Source organism: Massilia putida (genome assembly GCF_001941825.1).
GTDB lineage: Bacteria > Pseudomonadota > Gammaproteobacteria > Burkholderiales > Burkholderiaceae_D > Telluria > Telluria putida.
Map to the genome: position 1 here is coordinate 269,922 of NZ_CP019037.1, position 18,615 is coordinate 288,536.

Consider the following 18,615-nt stretch of genomic DNA (forward strand, 5'->3'; position numbering starts at 1 on the left):
CAGCAGTATTCAAGGAGACAAGAACATGAACAAACGAGAAGCCGACAGGTATTTCGACCCCGATGTCGAGACCATGCCGCGCGAACAGATCGAGCAATTGCAGGAGGCGCGCATCCTGCAGCTCGTGCCCTACGCCTACCACCGCTCGCCGCTGGTGAAGGCGGTCTGGGACGACGCCGGCGTGAAGCCCACCGACATCCGCTCTCTGGCCGACTTCAAGGCCAAGGTGCCCTTCATCGACAAGGACATGATCCGCCGCTTCCGCGACCAGCACGGCGACCCGTTCGGCGGCCTGGTCTGCACCGGCGCGCCCCACCTGCGCGGCGTCGGCTTCACGTCCGGCACCACGGGCGACCCGACGCCGCTGCCGCGGTCCGAGGACCATATCGCCCTGGTCGGACTCAAGCGCGAACTGTGGCAGATGGGCGTGCGCCCGACCGATTATTTCGCCTACGTGCTGTTCACCTTCCGCGAAGGCCTGAACGCCGACAAGTGGCTGGACTCGGGCATGCGGCCGGTCACCATCCAGCACTTGCCGAGCGAGATGCCGCACCTGGTCGAGGTGTCGCGCCAGCTGCGCCCGAAAGCGATGTTCATGCTGTCGACGCCCCTGATCATCACGCTGGACGCGTACCAGAAGAGCACCGGCGACGACCTGCGCGAGGCGTTCTCCTCCTACCAGGGCGCCGTCTTCGGCGGCGAGCCGATGAGCCCGAACCTGCGCGCCATCGTCGAGTCCTGGGGCCTGGAAATCTTCGAGCTGAGCTCGCTGGGCGACCTGGCCACCACCATGGAGTGCAAGGCGCACGACGGCATGCACACCTGGGAAGACATCGCCCTGATCGAGCACCTCGATCCCGCCGGCGACCAGCCGGTGGCCGACGGCGAGCGCGGCGAGCTGGTGGTGACGGCGCTGATGGACGACGTGGCGCCCCTGATCCGTTACCGCACCGACGACCTGATCCGCTTCACCAGGAAGCCCTGCACCTGCGGCCGCACGCACGGCCGCATGAAGCCGCTGGGCCGCAAGGGCGACGAGATGATCATCCAGGGCCGCTCGGTGCTGCCACTCGATATCTTCCCGCTGATGCAGCAATTCCCGGAAACCTGCACCGGCCTGTTCCAGCTCGTGCGGGCCGCGCGCGAGGCCGACACGCTGCGCCTGCGCGTGGGGTATGCGCCCGCCACGCTGACCGGCAGCGAAGCGGACCTGGGCGCCCGCGTCAAGGAGGCGTTCTCGGCCGCGCTGGGCATCCCCGTCGAGGTGCAGCTGCTGCCGAACGCCGAACTGCTGAAGAACGGTCCACCCAACAAGATCCCGAGGGTCGTCAAACCATGAGCACACAAGACTACGCAAGCTCGGCCTGCACCATGGCGGTGGGGCGCTACTTCACGGCGGACGGCAAGCGCCGCCTGCTGCCTTACTCCGCCCTGGAACTCGAGCGCTCGCGCCGCGCGATGGTGCGGGTGCTGAGCACCTTCCACTTCCGCGCGGGCAGCAACGTGCTGGTCACGGGCCTGATGGACGAAGGCGCCCAGCTCATGGGGGCGGAACGCGCCGTCATGTCCTACGGGATGGTGGTGGTATCGGCGGACTCGTCGCCCTTCGATGCCGGGCGGGTCGAATCGATCCTGCGCCGCTTCGAGCTGGTGGCGGCGATCGGCATCACCGAGGCCACGCTGGACGGGCTGGAGCGCCTCGGCCACGATCCCGCCAGGCTGTTCGCGGACAAGATCGTCTGGGCGCGGCCGGCCGCCTACCAGCGCCTGGCGGCCTTGCCGGGCCTGAAGGTGTACCGCTGGATGGAAATCGGCCCGGCGGTCGCGCTTGAATGCCGCGAAGGCGCCGGCGTTCACATCGACCGCTTCGAGTGGACCGTCGACGAGGTCGACGGCGAGGTGGTGCTCAGCAGCCGCCTGGAGCGCGCGCACGAATTCGAGCGCCTGCACACCGGCGTTCATGGCCATGTCGTGCATGGCGTGTGCAAGTGCGGCAATCCCGATCCCCGCGTCGTCACAGGAGATTGACATGAACGACTACCCGACCGTGCGCATGCACGGACTTGGCGACATCCTGCGCGAACACCGGCGTTCGCGCCCGCAGATGATCGCGGCGGTCGACGGCGACGTGCGCCTGACGTGGCCGCAGCTGGATGCGCGCGTGACGCGCCTGGCCAATGCGCTGCGCGCGCGCGGCGTGGTCCAGGGCGAACGCGTCCTGTGGCTGGGCCAGAACTCGTTCCGGCTGCTCGAGGGACTGCTGGCGGCGGCCAAGCTGGGTGCCGTGTTCTGCCCGCTGAACTGGCGCATGAGCGGCGTCGAGATGGCGCACGCGGTGGACGACTTCAAGCCGCGCGTGGCGATCTGGCAGCAGGCCGAGATCGGTGCCGAAGTGGCGCGCTGCCGCGAACTGGCGGCCCACCGTTGCGTGTGGGTGCAGCATGACGGCGGGGACGAGCAGGGCTACGAGGCGTGGCTGGCCGCGGCCGGCGAGGACGACGACGACCTGCGCATCGACGCCGAACTGCCGGTGCTGGCCATCTACACCGCGGCCTTCGACGGCCGGCCGAACGCCGCGCTGCTGCCGCATTCGACGCTGCTGTACCAGAGCCTGATGATCGCCCATGCCGAGTCGATCACGGAGCAATCCGTCTTCCTCAATTCGGGGCCGCTGTTCCACCTGGGGACGATGATGTCGACCCTGGCGGTATTCACCTTCGGCGGGCGCAACGTATTCCTGGCCCGGGTCGACGCCGAGGAAATGCTGCAGAACATCGCGCGCGAGCGCGTCACCCATGCGTTCGTGGCCCAGCCGACCATCGAGCAGATCCGCCGCATCAATGCCGACGGCAAGTACGACGTCAGCAGCCTGTGGTCCTCGCCGCTGGCGCCGGAATGGGCCAATCCGCTCGTGATGCCGGCCGGCGTGCCGTTCAACCGCAAGCCGACGGTCTATGGCCAGACCGAACTCATGGGCTTCGCCGTGATGGGCTGGCTGGGCGGAGAGGGTGCGGGTCGTCCTTCGCCGCTGATCCAGGTCCGGATCGCCGACGACGACGGCAAGGAACTGCCGCCGAACACGGTCGGCGAGATCTGCGCGCGCGGGGCGCAGGTGATGAGCGGCTATTACGATCGTTCCGACGAAAATGCGCGTCGTTCGCGCGACGGCTGGCACCGCACCCGCGACCTCGGCAAGCGGCTCGACGACGGCTCGATCGTGTTCGTCGGCCCCAAGACCACCATGATCAAGTCCGGCGTGGAAAACATCTATCCGGCCGAAGTCGAAGCCTGCCTGCGCGGCGTCGCCGCGGTGCAGGACGTCTGCGTGATCGGGGTACCCGACCCGGTGTGGACCCAGAACGTGAAGGCGCTGGTGGTGCTCAAGCCAGGCCAGAGCGCGACCGCCGAAGCGCTGATCGAGCATTGCCGCGCCCGCATGGCGTCGTACAAGAAGCCGAAGATCGTGACCTTCGTCGAGTCGCTGCCGCGCGGCGCCGACTTCCAGCTGGACCGCGCGGCGGTCGATGCCGCGCATGGCGGTGGCGGCTACCCGTCGGCCGGCTGATCCAGCGCCGCCCGCGCGTTGCCTGAGCGCGCGGGGCCGGCCACACCCATACGCAGCAGCCCGCGCATCCGCCGATCGACATGGCGCGATGCGCGCGGCGCCCCACACCCATCAGAACCTGGAGACAAACGTGAAACGACTTTCGATCAGGCTGCCGCGCTGGAGAGCCGCGCGGTTCATGGCCGACTGGACCATCGGGCGGCGGCTGGGCGCAGGCTTCGGCCTTACGATCCTCGGCATGGTCGCCGTGACTGCGGTCGGCACGCTGGTGCTGTACCGCGTCAACGCCGGCATCGACGTGCTGGTGCGGGAACGCATCCCGCACGGCGTGACCATCGCCACGGTCAAGAACGACTTCCGCGACATCCAGGCAGCGGCCAACAAGATCGTGGCCATCGGGGATCCTCAGAGTATCGGCGGCGAGCTGGCGACCATCGACCAGGCGACCCGGTTCGTGGCCGAAGGCATGGCCAAGCTGGAGAAGGCGCCGTTCCTGCGGCCGGAAGAACGGCAGCGCACGGCGGAGCTGAAGCAGGCGTATGCGGACTTCGCACCGAAACTGGCGCGTTTCGTCGCGGCGCTGAAGGACGGCGACCCGCAACAGGCCATGGAGCAGGCGCGCACCGTGCTCGACACCGAGCTGCAGCCGTCCGCCATGGCCTACCTGCAAAGCCTGGATACCATGATCGGCCAGCACGAAGAGCTCGCCGCGCAAGAGGGCGACCGTGCCAGCGAGCTGGCACGGCGCGCGCTTGTGCTCATGCTGGCGCTGACGGGCGCCGGCAGCGCCGCGGCGGTCGCGGTCGCGCTGCTGGTGTCCCGCGCGATCACCAACCCGCTGAAGCAGGCGGTGGCGGTGGCGCACACGGTGGCCGCGGGCGACCTGACCGTCGCCATTCCCGCCGGCGGCAAGGACGAGACCGGGATGCTGCTGCGGTCCCTGAGCGAGATGAACGCCAGCCTGGCCGGCATCGTGCGCCAGGTCAGGCAGGGCACGGGCTCGATCAATGTCGCTTCCCACGAGATCGCGGCGGCCACCGCCAGCCTGTCGGCCCGCACCGAGCAGCAGGCCGACGCACTGGGCGCAAGCGCGTCCTCGCTGAACCAGTTGGCGGGCAACGTCAGCCACACTGCGGCGAATGCGGAACTGGCGCACCGGCAGGCGCAGACCGCCGCCGCAACGGCCGCCCGTGGCGGCGAGGTGGTCGCGCAGGTGGTGCAGACCATGGAACTGATCAAGCAGTCGTCCCAGCGCATCGCCGACATCATCGGGGTGGTCGACGGCATCGCGTTCCAGACCAATATCCTGGCGCTGAACGCGGCGGTGGAAGCGGCGCGCGCGGGCGACCAGGGCCGCGGCTTCGCGGTGGTGGCCGCCGAAGTACGCAACCTGGCCCACCGTTCGGCGGCGTCGGCCAAGGAAATCAAGGCGCTGATCGGCGCGTCGGTGGCGAACGTGGACGTCGGCGCCGGGCTGGTCGACAATGCGGGCCGCACCATGGACGAGGTCGTGGAATCCGTGCAGACCGTGGCACGGCTGATCGGCGACATCACCGCAGCGAGCCGCGAACAGAGCGTGGGCATCGGATCGGTCAACGAGTCGATCCGCCAGATGGATGAGGTGACGCAGCAGAATGCGGCGATGGTGGAGGAGGCGTTCGGTGCCAGCGAGGAATTGAAATCCCAAGCACTCGCGCTGGACCGGGCCGTCGGCGTGTTCCGCGTGGATGCGCCGGCCGAAGCGGGCGAAGGGACGCCGGTGCTGCCCGGGTACGGCGGCATGCGGGCCTCGCTGGGCCTGGCTGGGTCGGCGGCCGCCGCCGATCTGCAGATGGACAAGACAGGGAGCCCCGCATGACAACGAAGCAACTTCTGCTGCAAAAGCTGTTTGGACTGGATGGGCGCACAGCGCTCGTGACCGGTGCCGGCGCCGGGATCGGACGCGAGATCGCGGGCCTGCTGGCCGACGCCGGCGCCACGGTGGCCGTCGGCGCCCGCAACGAGGCTGCGGCGCAGGGCGTGGCCGAGGCGATCGGCGCGGCCGGCGGGCGGGCGTGCGCGTTGCGCCTGGACGTCGACGACGAAGCCTCGGTGGTGTCCGCCATGGCCCTGGCCGGCGAGCGCCTGGGGCGCATCGACATCCTGGTCAACAATGCCGGCATCTTCCCGGCGGGCGCCATCCTGTCGACCAGCGGCGCCGAGTGGGACGCCATCCAGCGCACCAACCTGCGCGGCACGTTCCTGTGCCTGCGCGAGGCCGCCAGGGCCATGAAGGCGCAGGGATACGGGCGCATCATCAATATTTCGTCGAATGCGTCGATCCGTTCCTCCGTGCCCGACCGCGCGGCCTACAACGCGTCGAAGGCGGCGGTCAACCGCCTGACGGCCGACGCCGCGCTGGAGCTGGCGCCGCACGGCATCCTGGTGAACGCCGTGCTGCCCGGACCGATCGCCACCGAAAAGCTGGAGGCCTTCGATGCCGCCGGTTCGCCGATGCGCGCGGCGGTCGCAAAGCGGATTCCGCTGGGCCGCTGGGGCACGCCGGAAGAGATCGCCGCGGCCGTGATCTACCTGGCCGGCCGCGGTGGCGATTTCGTCACCGGCCAGACCGTCGTGGTCGATGGCGGTGCGATGCTGGCCTGAGCCGAACGGCTGGTTCCGTAAGAACACTCGCGGTGCGCGCCGCGCAAACAATCCGCGCGGCGGCGGCAAACGACGGCCTCCGGTTCACGGCAAGGTCTGGATGGCTGCCTGTCCCGCCATCATGTTGAACGGGCGGTCGCCCCCCGGTGCGGCGCCAGCCGCGGCTGCCGTCCTGCCGGCCGGGGCCCACAGCGCATCCCGGTCCAGCAGCGTCGCCGCCGGACAGCCGATCTGCGTCATCGTGCGTACGAGGTCCTTGCGGTACAGCTCCAGCACGCGCGCCGCACCCGGCGCGCCGCCGGCGGCGGCGCCATACAGCAGGCTACGGCCCAGGAACACGAAATCCGCCCCCAGTGCGAGCGCCTTGACGACGTCTTCTCCGCTGCGCACGCCGCTGTCGAACAAGACCCTGGCCCGCCCCTGCACCGCGTCCACCACCTGCGGCAGGCAGTGCAGCGCGGCAGGCGCGGATTCGAGCTGGCGGCCGCCGTGGTTGGATACCCACACCCCGTCGACGCCCTCGCGCACCGCCAGCGCGGCGTCCTCGCCGTCGAGGATGCCCTTGACGACCAGCTGGCCGCGCCACAGCCTGCGCAGCTGCTGCAGGTCGCTCCAGGAGAAATCGAACTTGGTACTGCGCGCCATCTTCATCAGCGTGGCGTTGCCGGTGCCGGAGCCGATATAGGGGGCGAGATTGGCGAAGCTGAACGAGCCGTGGCGCAGCCATCCCAGCAGCCAGCGCGGATGCGTCAGCGCGTCCAGCGCAAGGTTACGACCGAATCGAAAAGGAACGCCGCCAAATCCATTGCGAAAGTCGCGGTTGCGGTTGGGCGCCCCGGGCAGGTCGACCGTCACCACCAGCACGCGCACGCCGGCATCCCAGGCGCGGCGCAGCATGTCGGCGTTGACGGCGTCGTCCACGCGCGGGTAGAGCTGGAACCAGGTCACGTCCGGGGCCGCGGCGGCAACGTCCTCGATGCTGCGGCTCGCCTGCGTGCTGTTCACCAGTGGGATGTTGGCGGCCGCCGCAAGCCGGGCCAGCATCAGGTCCGATCCCGGCCAGATCAGGTGGTTCATCCCGGTGGGCGCCAGGCCGAACGGCAGCGCATAGCTGCGGCCAAACAGCTCGGTCTCCGTGCGCGCCCTTGCCGCGCTCACGCCGCGCAGGTAGCGCGGGCGCAGCAGCACGTTCTCGAAAGCGCCGGCATTGCGCCGCACGCAGCCGTCCTCGCCGGCGCCACTGTCGAGGAAATCGAATGCGAATCGCGGGATGCGGCGGCGCGCCAGGCGCACGATATCGCCCAGGTCGGCGGTTTGCTGGAGGTGCAAGGTGGTCTCCTGAAGGTCCGGTTGTTTTGCGGACTATTCTAAGGAGCCTAACTGATAATCCAATTCCGGATTGGCCGCCGCATCGTCTAGGCGCGGGCCGGTCCCGCGCCGGTCGATTCCGGATTCGCCGGCGCCAGGGCCGCATGCAGCATGCGCACCAGCATCTGCTGCGTTTGCTGCGGCATGGTCTCGAGCAGGTCTTCATGCAGCAGCGAGCGGGTGGTCTGCTGGAGCACGCCGGTGACCACCAGCGCGGCGATGCGCAGGTCGTGCACCTCGATCTGGTGAGCGTGCCGTTCCAGCAGCTTTTCGATATCGCTCACTTCGACGGATTCGAAATACGCGGTATGGCGCAGGTAGACCTGGCGGTGCAGGCCGACCAGGTAGCTGCGTTTTTCGAAGGTGCGGCGCACCAGGTGCTCCAGCACATCGCGCAGCGGTGCATCGCCCGGCAGCGCCATGGCGCTGGCGCCGGGCGTCGCATGGAACTGCTGCGCCGCTTCGCGCAGCACCTGCGCCACCAGTGCCTCCAGGTTGGGGAAGTATTCATAGATGGACGCGGTGGCGACACCCGACACTTCGACCAGCCGGGCGGCCGACAGCCCCTCCTTGCCTTCATCGGCGAGGATGCGCAGACACGCGGTCTTCAGCGCCTCGACCAGCAGGACGGAGCGCCGCTGCTGCGGCAGCTTGCGCGGTTGGACGGGTTCTCCCCCGAATCCGGAAGTGGTGGAAGTCACGCGAATAATCCCATATAGATCAACTACTTGCAGCGTTTCGAGCAGGCCGGAATCCGGAATTGGATTGGGCAGCCGGGCTCTTACACTATACCCCATCGCAACAAGACAGATAAAACAGGGAGACAGCATGCATGATCTGGTTTTGCATGGCGGCCGCGTGATCGATCCGGCCAGCGGCCTCGATGGCATCCATGACGTGGCCGTGAAGGATGGCCGTATCGCCGCGATCGCTCCGCACATCGCGCGCAACGGCGCGGCGGCGGTGACCCGCGACGTCAGCGGCAAACTGGTGCTGCCGGGTCTGATCGATACGCATGCCCATGTGTTCCGCTACATGACCGCCGCGCTGGGGCTGGACGCGGACTGGGTCGGCATCCAGTCCGGCGTGACCACGCTGGTGGAGCAGGGCGGCGTCAGCGCCGCCACCCTGCCGGGCTACGCCGAGTACGTGGTCAAGGCCAAGGCCAACCGCGTGTTCGCCTTCCTGGCGCCGTATGTCGCGGGCGGAGTCGGCGGTTTCCTGTATCCCGACCAGTTCACGCCGGATACCATCGACATCGATCTCACCTTGCGCGCATTCGAGCAGCACGGCGACATCGCGCGCGGCATGAAATTCTGGGCCGAGCAGGCCAGCCTGCTCAAGTTCGGCACAGCGGCGATCGAGAAGACGGTCCGCATCGCCAACGAGGTCCAGGCACCCATGTATGTGCACCTGGGCGAACTATGGAAGACCCCCGATGCCGTGAAAGCGGCCTTTCCGGCCGACCGCGTGCTGGAGACGGTATTGCCCTTCCTGCGGCCGGGCGACATCTTCGCCCATCCGTACACGGCACAGGCGGGCGGCTACTTCGACGCCGGCGGCAAGGTGCGCGCGCTGGTGCGTGAAGCGCGGGCGATGGGCATGCATTTCGACCTGGGATACGGCACCGCGACTTCGATCGAACTCATGCAGCGGGGCATCGACCAGGACTTCGTTCCCGACACCCTGGGGGCCGACCTGCATGCGTATAACACCCAGGCACCCGACCCGGGCATCAATCCGCGCAATATCGGTCGCTTCCAGGCGACGCCGGGCGTCGTCAACGGCATGAACCTGCTGATGGCGTGCGGCTTGCCGCTGGAACGCGTGGTGCCGATGGCAACCGCCAGCGCGGCCCGGCTGTTCCTGCGGCCCGGCGACGGCGCGGGATCGCTGGCGGTGGGCGCGCTTGCCGATATCAGCGTGCTGGACGACCAGCGCGGCAAGTGGCGCATGCGCGATAACTCGGGCGGCAGCGTGGTCGCGGAACGCCTGTTGCGCGCCAGCTTCTGCGTACGCGCCGGCCAACTCCACGAAGCCTGCTCGCCCTTGACGCAGCCCATCGAAGCCCTCTGACAGGAACACGCTCATGCACATCGATCTGACTGGCCGCATCGCCCTCGTCACCGGCGGCAGCAAAGGACTGGGACTGGCGACGGCGATCCGGTTCGCCGCCGCAGGCGCCGACGTCGCCATCGTGGCACGCAATCCCGACACGCTCGACACGGCGCTACGGCAAATCCGCGCGACGGCCCGCGGCCGCGTCGCCGCTTTCGCCTGCGACGTCGCGCGCGCCGGCGACATCCTGGCCGCGCATGCCGGTATCGTGGCGCAACTGGGCCAGGTGGATATCCTGGTCAACAATGCCGGTTCGCACCGCTCCGGCGTCTTCGAGGACACCAGCGACGCCGTCTGGCAGGAAGACATCGACCTGAAGCTGATGGCGCCGATCCGCTTCGCGCGCCTGGTGCTGCCGGCGATGAAGGAAAGGCGCTGGGGGCGCATCATCAATGGTCTGAACATCTATGCCAAGGCGCCCAAGGCCGGCATGACGCCGACCTGCGTGACGCGGGCGGCGGCGATGGCGCTGTCGAAGGCGCTGGCGGGCGAGGGCGCGCCCTTCAACGTGCTGGTCAACGGGCTGGTCGTCGGCGTCATCGACGGCGACCAGCTGCACCGTCACTACCTGAAGGAGGGGCCGGGCCGCAGCTACGACGCGTTCCTGGCGGCCAGCGCGTCCAGGCTGGGGATTCCGCTGGGACGTGTGGGCAGGGCGGAAGAATTCGCCAACCTGGCCTGTTTCCTCGCGTCCGATGCCGCCTCCTACATCACCGGCGCGGCCATCAATATCGACGGCGGGCTCTGTCCGGTCGTCTGAATCCATAAAAAAGGAGACATCATGCAGCACATCGTCGCAGCACTTGTCATGTCGGCGCTGGCCGCGGGCGCGCAGGCGGCAGTATCACCCGAAGAGGTGAAGCAGCTGGGCAGCGCATTGACACCCTGGGGCGCCGAGAAGGGCGCCAGCAAGGATGGAACGATTCCCGCTTATACGGGCGGCCTGGTGAAGGCGCCATCGAACATCCAGGCGGCCGGCGGCCGGCTGGCCAACCCCTATGCCGACGAAACCCCACTGTTTTCGATCGATGCCAGGAACTACGCCCAGCACGCGGCGCGACTGACCGCCGGGGCGATCGAACTGCTGAAGCGTTATCCGGACTACCGTATCGATGTCTATCCGACCCACCGCAGCTTTCCCGAGCCGCCCAAGGCGGTGCAGGAAGCTTCCATCCGCAACGCCGGCAACGACCAGTGCAAGCTCAGCGCAGACGGTACCGGCCTGCGCGGATGCTGGGGCGGCGTGCCGTTTCCGATCCCGAAGAGCGGCAACGAGGCCTTGTGGAATCACACGGCGCGCTGGCGCGTGACCAATGAATTTGCCGGCGAGTTGTGGCTGGTCCACTCGGGCGGCGAGACGCTGCTGAACCAGTCGCGCGGCTATAACGAATACCCTTACTACGCCGAGGGGGTGCAGCCTTACCAGGGCCCCGGCCAGTATTACCAGCGCTTCCAGAACACGATCGTCGGTCCCGCCCGCGACGCCGGCAACGTCAGCATGATCTTCTACCCGCTCGAGTACGACAAGCTGGACCAGCGCACCTGGTCCTACACGCCCGGCCAGCGGCGCGTGCGGCTGGCGCCTGAGTTCTCGTACGACACGCCGTCCGCGCCGATGGGGGGCGCCATCAACTACGACGAGGTGGGCCTGTTCGCGGGAAGGGCGGACCGCTTCGACTTCAAGCTGGTCGGCAAGACGGAGAAATACGTCAATGCCAACAGCTATGCGATCATGTTCGGCGCCCAGCGCGCGGCGATTCTCGGCAAGCAGCACTTGCAGCCGGGCGCGCAGCGCTGGGAACTGCGCCGCGTCTGGATCGTCGAGGCGGTGCGCAAGCCGGGCGCACGCCACAGCGCATCGAAGCGGGTGTTTTACCTGGACGAGGATTCCTGGGCCATCGTCGAAGCGGAAGCCTACGACAACGCCAACAGACTGTATCGCGTACAGCACGCGTTCACGGCGCCGGATTACACCAGCGGCGCGTTCATGACCGGCTCGTTCTTCGCCGCCTACGACCTGCCGAAACAGCAGTACGTCGCGGTATTCCTGATGGGGACGATGCCGTCCGGTTTCTACCGTACGCTGGCCGAGCGCCGCCCGGAAAAGTCGCTGACGCCGGAATCGCTGGCGGCGTCCGGCCTGCGCTGAAGGGATAACGCGATGACGGACGACGCTGGAAAAGACGAGCGCTGGAAGTGCATCATGGGCGTGCTGGTGGTTGCGGAGACTGCCTCCGCCTTCGAATCGAGCATGACCTTCGCGGCGCTGCCGACGTTCTACAAGCTGTTCCATGACCCCGCCAACGTCGGCTGGGTGATCACCGCCTACCTGCTGGTGGCGGCGGCCGCCACCGCCATCTGCGGCCGCCTGGGCGACATCTACGGCCGCAGCCGGGTGCTGCTGGCGCTGCTGGTGCTGGCCACCGCGGGCTCGCTGACGAGCGCCATGGCGAACACGCTGGAAGGCGTGATCTGGGGGCGTGCGGTGCAAGGCGTGGCGGCCGCAGTGCTGCCGCTGTGCTACGGCCTGATACGGGAACGCATGCCGCAGCTGAAGGTGGCCTGGTGCATCGGGGTGATCGCCGGTACCGCCTCGGTGGCGGCCGGCGCCGGTTTCATGCTGGCCGGCCTGATGATCGACTTCTTCACCTGGCACTGGATCTTTTACATCAGCACCGCGGTGGCGGCGGCCAGCGTGGTGCTGGTGGCGCTGTGCCTGCCGCCTTCGCCGCGGCGTGCCGCCGGAGCGCGCGTCGACATCATCGGCGGCCTGCTGTTCGCGCCGGCCATCGCCGGCTTGTTGCTGGCGGTGACGAAAGGGCAGGGCTGGGGCTGGGCCGACGGACGCGCCTGGACACTGCTGGGTAGCAGCGCGCTGTTGCTGGTGTTCTGGGCACGGTACGAGTTGCGCCATCCTAATCCCTTGATCGACGTCAGGCTGTTCGGCCACCGCCAGATCGCCCTGACCAACGCCGGACACGCGCTGCTCGGACTGGGCGCCATGCAGCTGGCACAGGTGCTGTTCGTGTTGTTGCAGCAGCCCGCGTGGACCGGTGTCGGCCTGGGCGTGGGCGCGACCGTGGCGGCGCTGGTCAAGCTGCCGTCGGCGCTGGTGGCAGCCGTCGCTGCCCCTTGGGGCGGCACGCTGGCGGGCCGCAGCGGCGCACGCCGCGCCATGCTGGCCGGGAGCGGGATACTAACCGCAGGCTGGGCCGCGCTGGCGCTGTACCACGGTACGGTGTGGATGGTGGCGCTGGGTACCGTCGTCACCGGCTTCGGCATCGCGGTGGCGTTCAGCGCCATCATCAACCTGATCGTGGAAGTGGCGCCGCCGGCCCGCACGAGCGAGCTGACCGGGCTGACCCAGGTGGTGCGGGTGGTGTCCATGGCCATCGGCGCGCAATTGATTACCGTGGCGCTGGCCAGTTCCACCGTCGTCAATCCCGCGCTGGGTCCTGGCCGCTATCCGGACGCGCCGGCTTTCCAGCTGGCCTTCTACCTGATCACCGGCCTCTCCGCGCTGGCCTTCCTGGCCGCGCTGCTGCTGCCCGCACGCGGCAGCATGGCGCCGCAGGCCAGCGCCTCCACCCGTCTGCAGCCCTGAGGAAGGACCATGGATTCGTACACGAAAAGCGTCATGGCGATTCTTGGCCGGCACGGCTACATGGCGTGCATCCTTGCCGCAGCCGCGCTGGGGCTGCTGTTGCCCGGCCCGGGCGGCAAGGGTGGCGCGCTGCACCTGGGAGCGCTCACCCATGCTGGCATCATGCTGGTGTTCTTCCTGCATGGCGCCAACCTTTCGCCGGGCAGCCTGAAAGCGGGGCTGACGCACTGGCGCCTGCATCTGTTCGTCCAGCTGTCCACCTTCGCGCTGTGTCCGTTGATCGGTGCGGCGATTTTCTTTGGGGGACGGAGCCTGCTGCCGGCCGACATGCTGCTGGGGTTCTTCTACCTGTGCGCCCTGCCGTCGACGATCAGTTCCTCGGTGGCGATGACCGCCATGGCAAGAGGCAATGTAGCCGGCGCGATCTTCAACGCCACCGCGTCCGGCCTCATCGGCATGGCATTGACACCGGTGCTGATGAGCCTGGTGATGGCGCACACCGCGCATCCGGTGTCGCTGGCGTCGGCCATCACCGACGTCATGCTGCAGCTGATGCTGCCGTTCGCGCTGGGGCAGTTGCTGCGCCACCCGCTCCTGGCCTGGCTGGCGCGCACCAGGAGCCTGCTCACCTATCTGGACCGGGGTGTGATCGTGCTCATCGTCCATGCGTCGTTCTGCGATTCGCAGCGCGCCGGCGTCTGGTCCGCTTACCCGGCGCACAGCCTGGCGCTGCTGGTGGCGCTGTCCTGTGCACTGCTGCTGGCGGTGCTGCTGCTGACCACCTGGGCCAGCCGGCGGCTCGGCTTCACGCGCGAGGACGAGGTGGCGGCCGTGTTCTGCGGTTCCAAGAAAAGCCTGGCCAACGGCATGCCGATGGCCAACGCCATGTTCGTGGGCGACCCCGCCATGGGCATCTTCGTGCTGCCCATGATCGTCTACCACCAGCTGCAATTGCTGGTGTGTTCCGTGCTCGCGCAGCGCTATGCGGCGCGCGGCGCCACTCCCTTGCGCGCCGCGACAGGCGCCGACACCGTGCTGAAAGAGACTTCCCCATGAGCGAGAGCGTGATCCTCGAAGAATTGAAAGAAGGCGTCCTGACGCTGACCCTGAACCGTCCCGAACGCAAGAACGCCGTCACGCGCGAGATGATGGCGCTGATGAACGCCACGCTGCGGCGCGCGGCGGACGACCCCGCCGTGCGGGCCATCGTGCTGACCGGCGCGGGCAAGGACTTCTGTGCGGGCGGCGACATGCAGGCCATCGCCGGCGTCGCCCAGCCCGGCGGGCAGGCTCCCGGCGCCGCGGCGTTGTCGCAGGAGCAGGTGCTGCGCCACGGCGCCGACACCGCCATGCTGCTGCACCGCATGGGCAAGCCGACGCTCGCCGTCATCAACGGCGTGGCGGCGGGCGGCGGCCTGGCGCTGGCCGCCGCCTGCGACATCCGCATGTGCGGCGCATCGGCCCGGTTCACCTTCGCCTATCCGAAGATCGGCCTGTCGGGCGACTTCGGCGCCAGCTATTTGCTGGAAAAGCTGCTGGGCACCTCGCGCGCGCGGGAATTCTGCCTGCTCTCGCCGCTGATCGGCGCTGAAGAAGCGCTCAGGCTGAACCTGGTCAACCGCGTCTGCGCCGACGCTGATTTGCACGGGCTGGGCGCCGAACTGGCCGCGCAACTGGCGCGCAGCGCGACGTTCGCGCTGGGCTGCGTGAAGCGGAACCTGAACGCGGCCGCCGAGTTGTCCGTGGATGAGGCGATCGACGTGGAAATCGCCACTTTCGCCGCCTGCAAGGCCACCGACGAGCACCGCCAGGCCGCCATGGCGTTTGCCGCAAAGCGTGTCAAGACATCGTAGCGATACAGCCAGCAACGAATCGGAAAACAAGCATGGGACTGAGCATCGACGCATTCCGCGACCTGCTGGATCCGGCCGGCATCCTGGACGCCGCGCAGTGCGCGCAGCGTCCTGCCGCGCTGAACAGGCAATCGCAACCCCGTACCGCCATCGGCCTGCTGCGCCCGCGGTCGACGGCGGAACTGAGCCAGATTCTGAAACGCTGTCACGCGCACCGCCAACCGGTCACCGTGCAAGGCGGTATCAGCGGCAGCTGCGGCGCGATCAGCGCCGCCGACGAGATCGCGATCTCGCTGGAGCGCATGGCGGCCGTGGAGGAGATCGACAGCGCCGGGCGGACCGTGCTGGTACAGGCGGGCTGCCTGCTGCACAATCTGCACGAAGCGGTGGCGGCACACGGCCTGTACTATGGTGTCGACTACGGCGGACGCGGCTCGGCCACGCTGGGTGGCAACATCTCCACCAATGCCGGCGGACTCAACGTGCTGCGCTACGGCATGACGCGCGAGCAGGTATTGGGCCTGGAAGCGGTACTGGCGGACGGCACGGTGATCTCGTCGATGAACCGGATGTTGAAGAACAACGCCGGCTATGACTTGAAGCAGCTGTTCATCGGTACCGAGGGTACGCTTGGCGTCGTCACGCGCGCGATCCTGCGCCTGCGGCCGCAGCCGCTGTCGGACAATGTCGCGCTGCTGGCGATGTCCAGTTTCGAGCAGGTACGCGGCTTCCTGGCGTATTGCGAACAGCGCTATGCCGGGGTCCTCACATCGTTCGAGGTCATGTGGCAGCGTTTCTACATGCATGCGACGGCGGAAGGCGGCGCGCCGCTGCCCGATCTTCATCCCTTTTACGTGATCGTCGAGACACGCGGCACGGATCCCGCCGCGGATGCAGCCCACTTCGAGCATACGCTGGCGCGTGCGCTGGAAGACGGCATGTTCGAGGATGCGGCCATGTCCGATTCGCGGGCGCGCAAGCAGGCCATCTGGGCGGTGCGCGAGCGGGTCGAATGGCTGGTACGGCGCCCGGTACGGCATGTGTTCGACCTGAGCCTGCCCGTGCGCGAAATGGAGCGTTATGTCGCCGACCTGGAACGCGACCTGGCGGCGCGCTGGCCTCGGGCGGAACTGATCGTGTTCGGCCATATCGCCGATGGCAACCTGCACGTCTTCGTCACGATGGACGAGGCCCCGCTGGACTTTACCTACGAGGCACTGTGCGGCATGGTGTATCCGCCGTTGACGGCGTTTCATGGCTCGATCGCGGCCGAGCACGGCGTAGGCAGGGAGAAGGTCGCGTCGCTGCACTATTCCAGGACGGAGGAGGAACTGGCACTGATGCGGACGCTGAAGCGCTGCCTGGATCCGCACAACATCCTCAATCCAGGCAGGGTGGTCGCACTCTGACCTCAGGGTATCCCGCCATCGACCCGCACCAGGCTGCCGGTCACGTAGCTGGACATCGGGCTTGCCAGGAACAGCGCCGCGGAGATGATTTCTTCCGGCTGTCCCGGCCTTCCCAGCGCATTCGCGAAGCGCTCGCGCGCCGCGGCCGGCCAGGACTTCGCGATGTCCGTCAGGAACGGGCCCGCCGAGAGCGTATTCACGCGCACCTTCGGACCGTATTCCTTGGCAAACGATTCCGTCATCGCATTCAGCGCCGCCTTCGAGCCGCAATACGGCGCCACGGCGGGGAGCGGCCGCAGCGCCCCCGTGCTGCTGACGTTGATGATGGCGCCGCCGGCGCCGGCCGCCATGCGCGCCGCCACCAGTGCACCGAGCCGGAACGGACCCTTGAAGTTCACCGCCATCACCTTGTCGAACAGTTCTTCGCTGGTCTCGTGGGAGGAGGGCGCCAGCGGCGACATGCCCGCGTTGTTGACGAGGATGTCGACGCGGCCGAACTGCGCGTAGACGGTGTCGACCATGGCGTCGATGTCGTTCCACCGGCCCAGGTGACAGGCCAGGGCGAGTGCGCGCCGGTCCAGCGCGCGCACTTCGCCGGCCACCGCCTCGCAGGCCTCGAGCTTGCGGCTGGCGACGATCACGTCGGCGCCATGGGCAGCGTAGGCGCGGGCGATCTCGCGGCCCAGTCCCCGGCTGCCGCCGGTGACCAGCGCGATCTTGCCGCCCAGGTCGAGATGATCCTTCATGCCGGCTCCGTCAGGTAGTCCTTGAATTTTGCCAGCGCGGCGGCGCGCCGGGTAGGGATGTGCTCGCTCGGGAACAGCGTGTCCACCGGCCGGTAGCGCCGCAGCAGCTGGCGCGCGATGGTGGTGCGGTGTACCTCGGTCGGGCCGTCCACCAGGCCCATGCAGGCTGCGTAGGTCCACATGCGGCCCAGTGGCATTTCATCGGACACGCCCAGCGAACCATGCACCTGCATCGCGCGCTGCACGATGTCGTGGTAGATCTTCGCCGCCTGCACCTTGATGGCGGCGATGGAAATCATGTTGGCCTTGTAGTCGTGGCCCTGCTCGATCAGCCACGCGGTGTGCAGCACCAGCAGGCGGAACTGCTGCAGCTCGAGGTAGGAATCGGCGATATACCCTTGCACGAACTGCTTGTCGGCCAGGCTGCTGCCCTTGGTGTTGCGGCTGAGCGCCCGTTCGCACATCATGTCGAGCGCTTTCTGGCACTGGCCGACGGTGCGCATGGCGTGGTGGATGCGGCCGCCGCCGAGGCGCGCCTGCGCCACCGCGAAGCCCTGTCCCGCCTCGCCCAGCAGGGCCGAGGCAGGCACGCGCACGTTGTGGTAGCGCAGGTAGCCGTGGGCGCCGTTGCCGGGCGCTTCGCCGAACACGCCGGGATTGCGCACAATCTCGATGCCCGGCGTATCGGACGGCACCAGGAACATGGACGCGCCCTTGGCCACCGGCACGGTGGTGTCGGTCACGCACATGACGATCAGGAAGGCCGCGTAGCGGGCGTTCGACGAGAACCACTTTTCGCCGTTGATCACCCATTCGTCGCCATCGCGCACGGCGGTGGTCTGGAACACGGCCGGGTCGGCGCCACCCTGCGGCTCGGTCATCGAGTAGCACGAGACGATGTCGCCGGCCAGCAGTGGTTCCAGGTAGGCGGCGCGTTGCGCCTCGGTGCCGAACATGGCCAGGATCTCCGCGTTCCCGGTGTCCGGGGCGGCCGTGCCGAACACGGTCGGCGCCCAGCTGGAACGGCCCAGGATCTCGTTCATCAGGGCCAGCTTGATCTGGCCGTAGCCCTGGCCGCCAAGCTCCCGCCCGAGGTGGCACGCCCACAGTCTCTGGCGCCTGACCTCTTCCTGCAGCGGCCTGATGATGGCGCGCGCCTGGCGGTTGCCGGTGTCATACGGGTCGCTCATGTCGGGGAACAGCAGGTCGATGGGTTCGACCTCCTCGCGCACGAAGCGCGCCATCCAGTCGAGTTTTTGCTGGAATTCCGGTTCGGTAGAAAAGTCCCACATCGTATGTCTCCTTGTTT

The 18,615-nt window shown here is 68.1% G+C and carries 16 protein-coding genes; 12 read left to right on the forward strand and 4 right to left on the reverse strand.

Annotated elements, in window-relative coordinates; translation table 11 throughout:
* Window positions 1-25: 25 nt before the first annotated feature.
* The 5 genes from BVG12_RS01555 (at window position 26) to BVG12_RS01575 (ending at window position 6,208) form a co-directional block, all read left to right on the forward strand.
* Complete coding sequence (locus BVG12_RS01555; protein WP_083684354.1) at window positions 26-1,339, forward strand: phenylacetate--CoA ligase family protein; 1,314 nt, start codon at window positions 26-28, stop codon at window positions 1,337-1,339.
* A complete protein-coding gene (locus BVG12_RS01560) occupies window positions 1,336-2,028 on the forward strand; it encodes a phenylacetate--CoA ligase family protein (protein ID WP_156895489.1) in 693 nt (230 codons plus the stop codon). Before BVG12_RS01555 ends, BVG12_RS01560 begins: the two co-directional genes overlap by 4 nt.
* A 1-nt stretch (window position 2,029) precedes the next feature.
* On the forward strand, window positions 2,030-3,565 hold the full coding sequence (locus BVG12_RS01565) for an AMP-binding protein (protein WP_083684357.1): 1,536 nt from the start codon (window positions 2,030-2,032) through the stop codon (window positions 3,563-3,565).
* Between the two features lie 130 nt (window positions 3,566-3,695).
* Window positions 3,696-5,423, forward strand: coding sequence for a methyl-accepting chemotaxis protein (locus BVG12_RS01570; RefSeq protein WP_169926775.1), 1,728 nt, complete (start codon window positions 3,696-3,698; stop codon window positions 5,421-5,423).
* Window positions 5,420-6,208 (forward strand): SDR family NAD(P)-dependent oxidoreductase, encoded by a 789-nt coding sequence (locus BVG12_RS01575; RefSeq protein WP_075790860.1) that lies wholly within the window; start codon window positions 5,420-5,422, stop codon window positions 6,206-6,208. The genes BVG12_RS01570 and BVG12_RS01575 overlap by 4 nt, the downstream gene beginning before the upstream one ends.
* Window positions 6,209-6,292: 84 nt before the next feature.
* Here the strand turns inward: BVG12_RS01575 and BVG12_RS01580 are convergent, their stop codons facing one another.
* Together BVG12_RS01580 and BVG12_RS01585 are read right to left on the reverse strand one after the other, a co-directional pair.
* Entirely contained in the window at window positions 6,293-7,537 is a 1,245-nt protein-coding gene (locus BVG12_RS01580; protein ID WP_075790861.1) for an alpha-hydroxy acid oxidase, read from the reverse strand.
* Window positions 7,538-7,623: 86 nt separating this feature from the next.
* Complete coding sequence (locus tag BVG12_RS01585) at window positions 7,624-8,277, reverse strand: TetR/AcrR family transcriptional regulator (protein WP_075790862.1); 654 nt, start codon at window positions 8,275-8,277, stop codon at window positions 7,624-7,626.
* 127 nt (window positions 8,278-8,404) lie between these two features.
* On the opposite strand from BVG12_RS01585, the gene BVG12_RS01590 reads away from it, so the two are divergent.
* From BVG12_RS01590 to BVG12_RS01620, 7 genes are read left to right on the forward strand one after another with little or no spacing between them, the layout of a single operon-like run.
* Window positions 8,405-9,652 carry an amidohydrolase family protein gene (locus BVG12_RS01590; protein WP_075790863.1) on the forward strand — a complete coding sequence of 416 codons (1,248 nt, stop codon included), beginning with the start codon at window positions 8,405-8,407 and terminating at the stop codon, window positions 9,650-9,652.
* Between the two features lie 13 nt (window positions 9,653-9,665).
* Window positions 9,666-10,454: an SDR family oxidoreductase gene (locus BVG12_RS01595; RefSeq protein ID WP_075790864.1), complete on the forward strand. Its 789-nt coding sequence runs from the start codon at window positions 9,666-9,668 to the stop codon at window positions 10,452-10,454.
* 21 nt (window positions 10,455-10,475) lie between these two features.
* Entirely contained in the window at window positions 10,476-11,843 is a 1,368-nt protein-coding gene (locus tag BVG12_RS01600) for a DUF1329 domain-containing protein (protein ID WP_075790865.1), read from the forward strand.
* Between the two features lie 12 nt (window positions 11,844-11,855).
* A complete protein-coding gene (locus BVG12_RS01605; RefSeq protein ID WP_075790866.1) occupies window positions 11,856-13,298 on the forward strand; it encodes an MFS transporter in 1,443 nt (480 codons plus the stop codon).
* A 9-nt stretch (window positions 13,299-13,307) separates the two neighbouring features.
* Window positions 13,308-14,354: a bile acid:sodium symporter family protein gene (locus BVG12_RS01610; protein WP_075790867.1), complete on the forward strand. Its 1,047-nt coding sequence runs from the start codon at window positions 13,308-13,310 to the stop codon at window positions 14,352-14,354.
* A complete protein-coding gene (locus BVG12_RS01615; RefSeq protein WP_075790868.1) occupies window positions 14,351-15,151 on the forward strand; it encodes an enoyl-CoA hydratase-related protein in 801 nt (266 codons plus the stop codon). Before BVG12_RS01610 ends, BVG12_RS01615 begins: the two co-directional genes overlap by 4 nt.
* A 32-nt stretch (window positions 15,152-15,183) precedes the next feature.
* Entirely contained in the window at window positions 15,184-16,560 is a 1,377-nt protein-coding gene (locus BVG12_RS01620; protein ID WP_075790869.1) for an FAD-binding oxidoreductase, read from the forward strand.
* Between the two features lie 2 nt (window positions 16,561-16,562).
* Here the strand turns inward: BVG12_RS01620 and BVG12_RS01625 are convergent, their stop codons facing one another.
* Window positions 16,563-17,306 (reverse strand): SDR family NAD(P)-dependent oxidoreductase, encoded by a 744-nt coding sequence (locus BVG12_RS01625; protein WP_075790870.1) that lies wholly within the window; start codon window positions 17,304-17,306, stop codon window positions 16,563-16,565.
* A complete protein-coding gene (locus BVG12_RS01630) occupies window positions 17,303-18,598 on the reverse strand; it encodes an acyl-CoA dehydrogenase family protein (RefSeq protein WP_075790871.1) in 1,296 nt (431 codons plus the stop codon). Before BVG12_RS01630 ends, BVG12_RS01625 begins: the two co-directional genes overlap by 4 nt.
* Window positions 18,599-18,615: the final 17 nt, after the last annotated feature.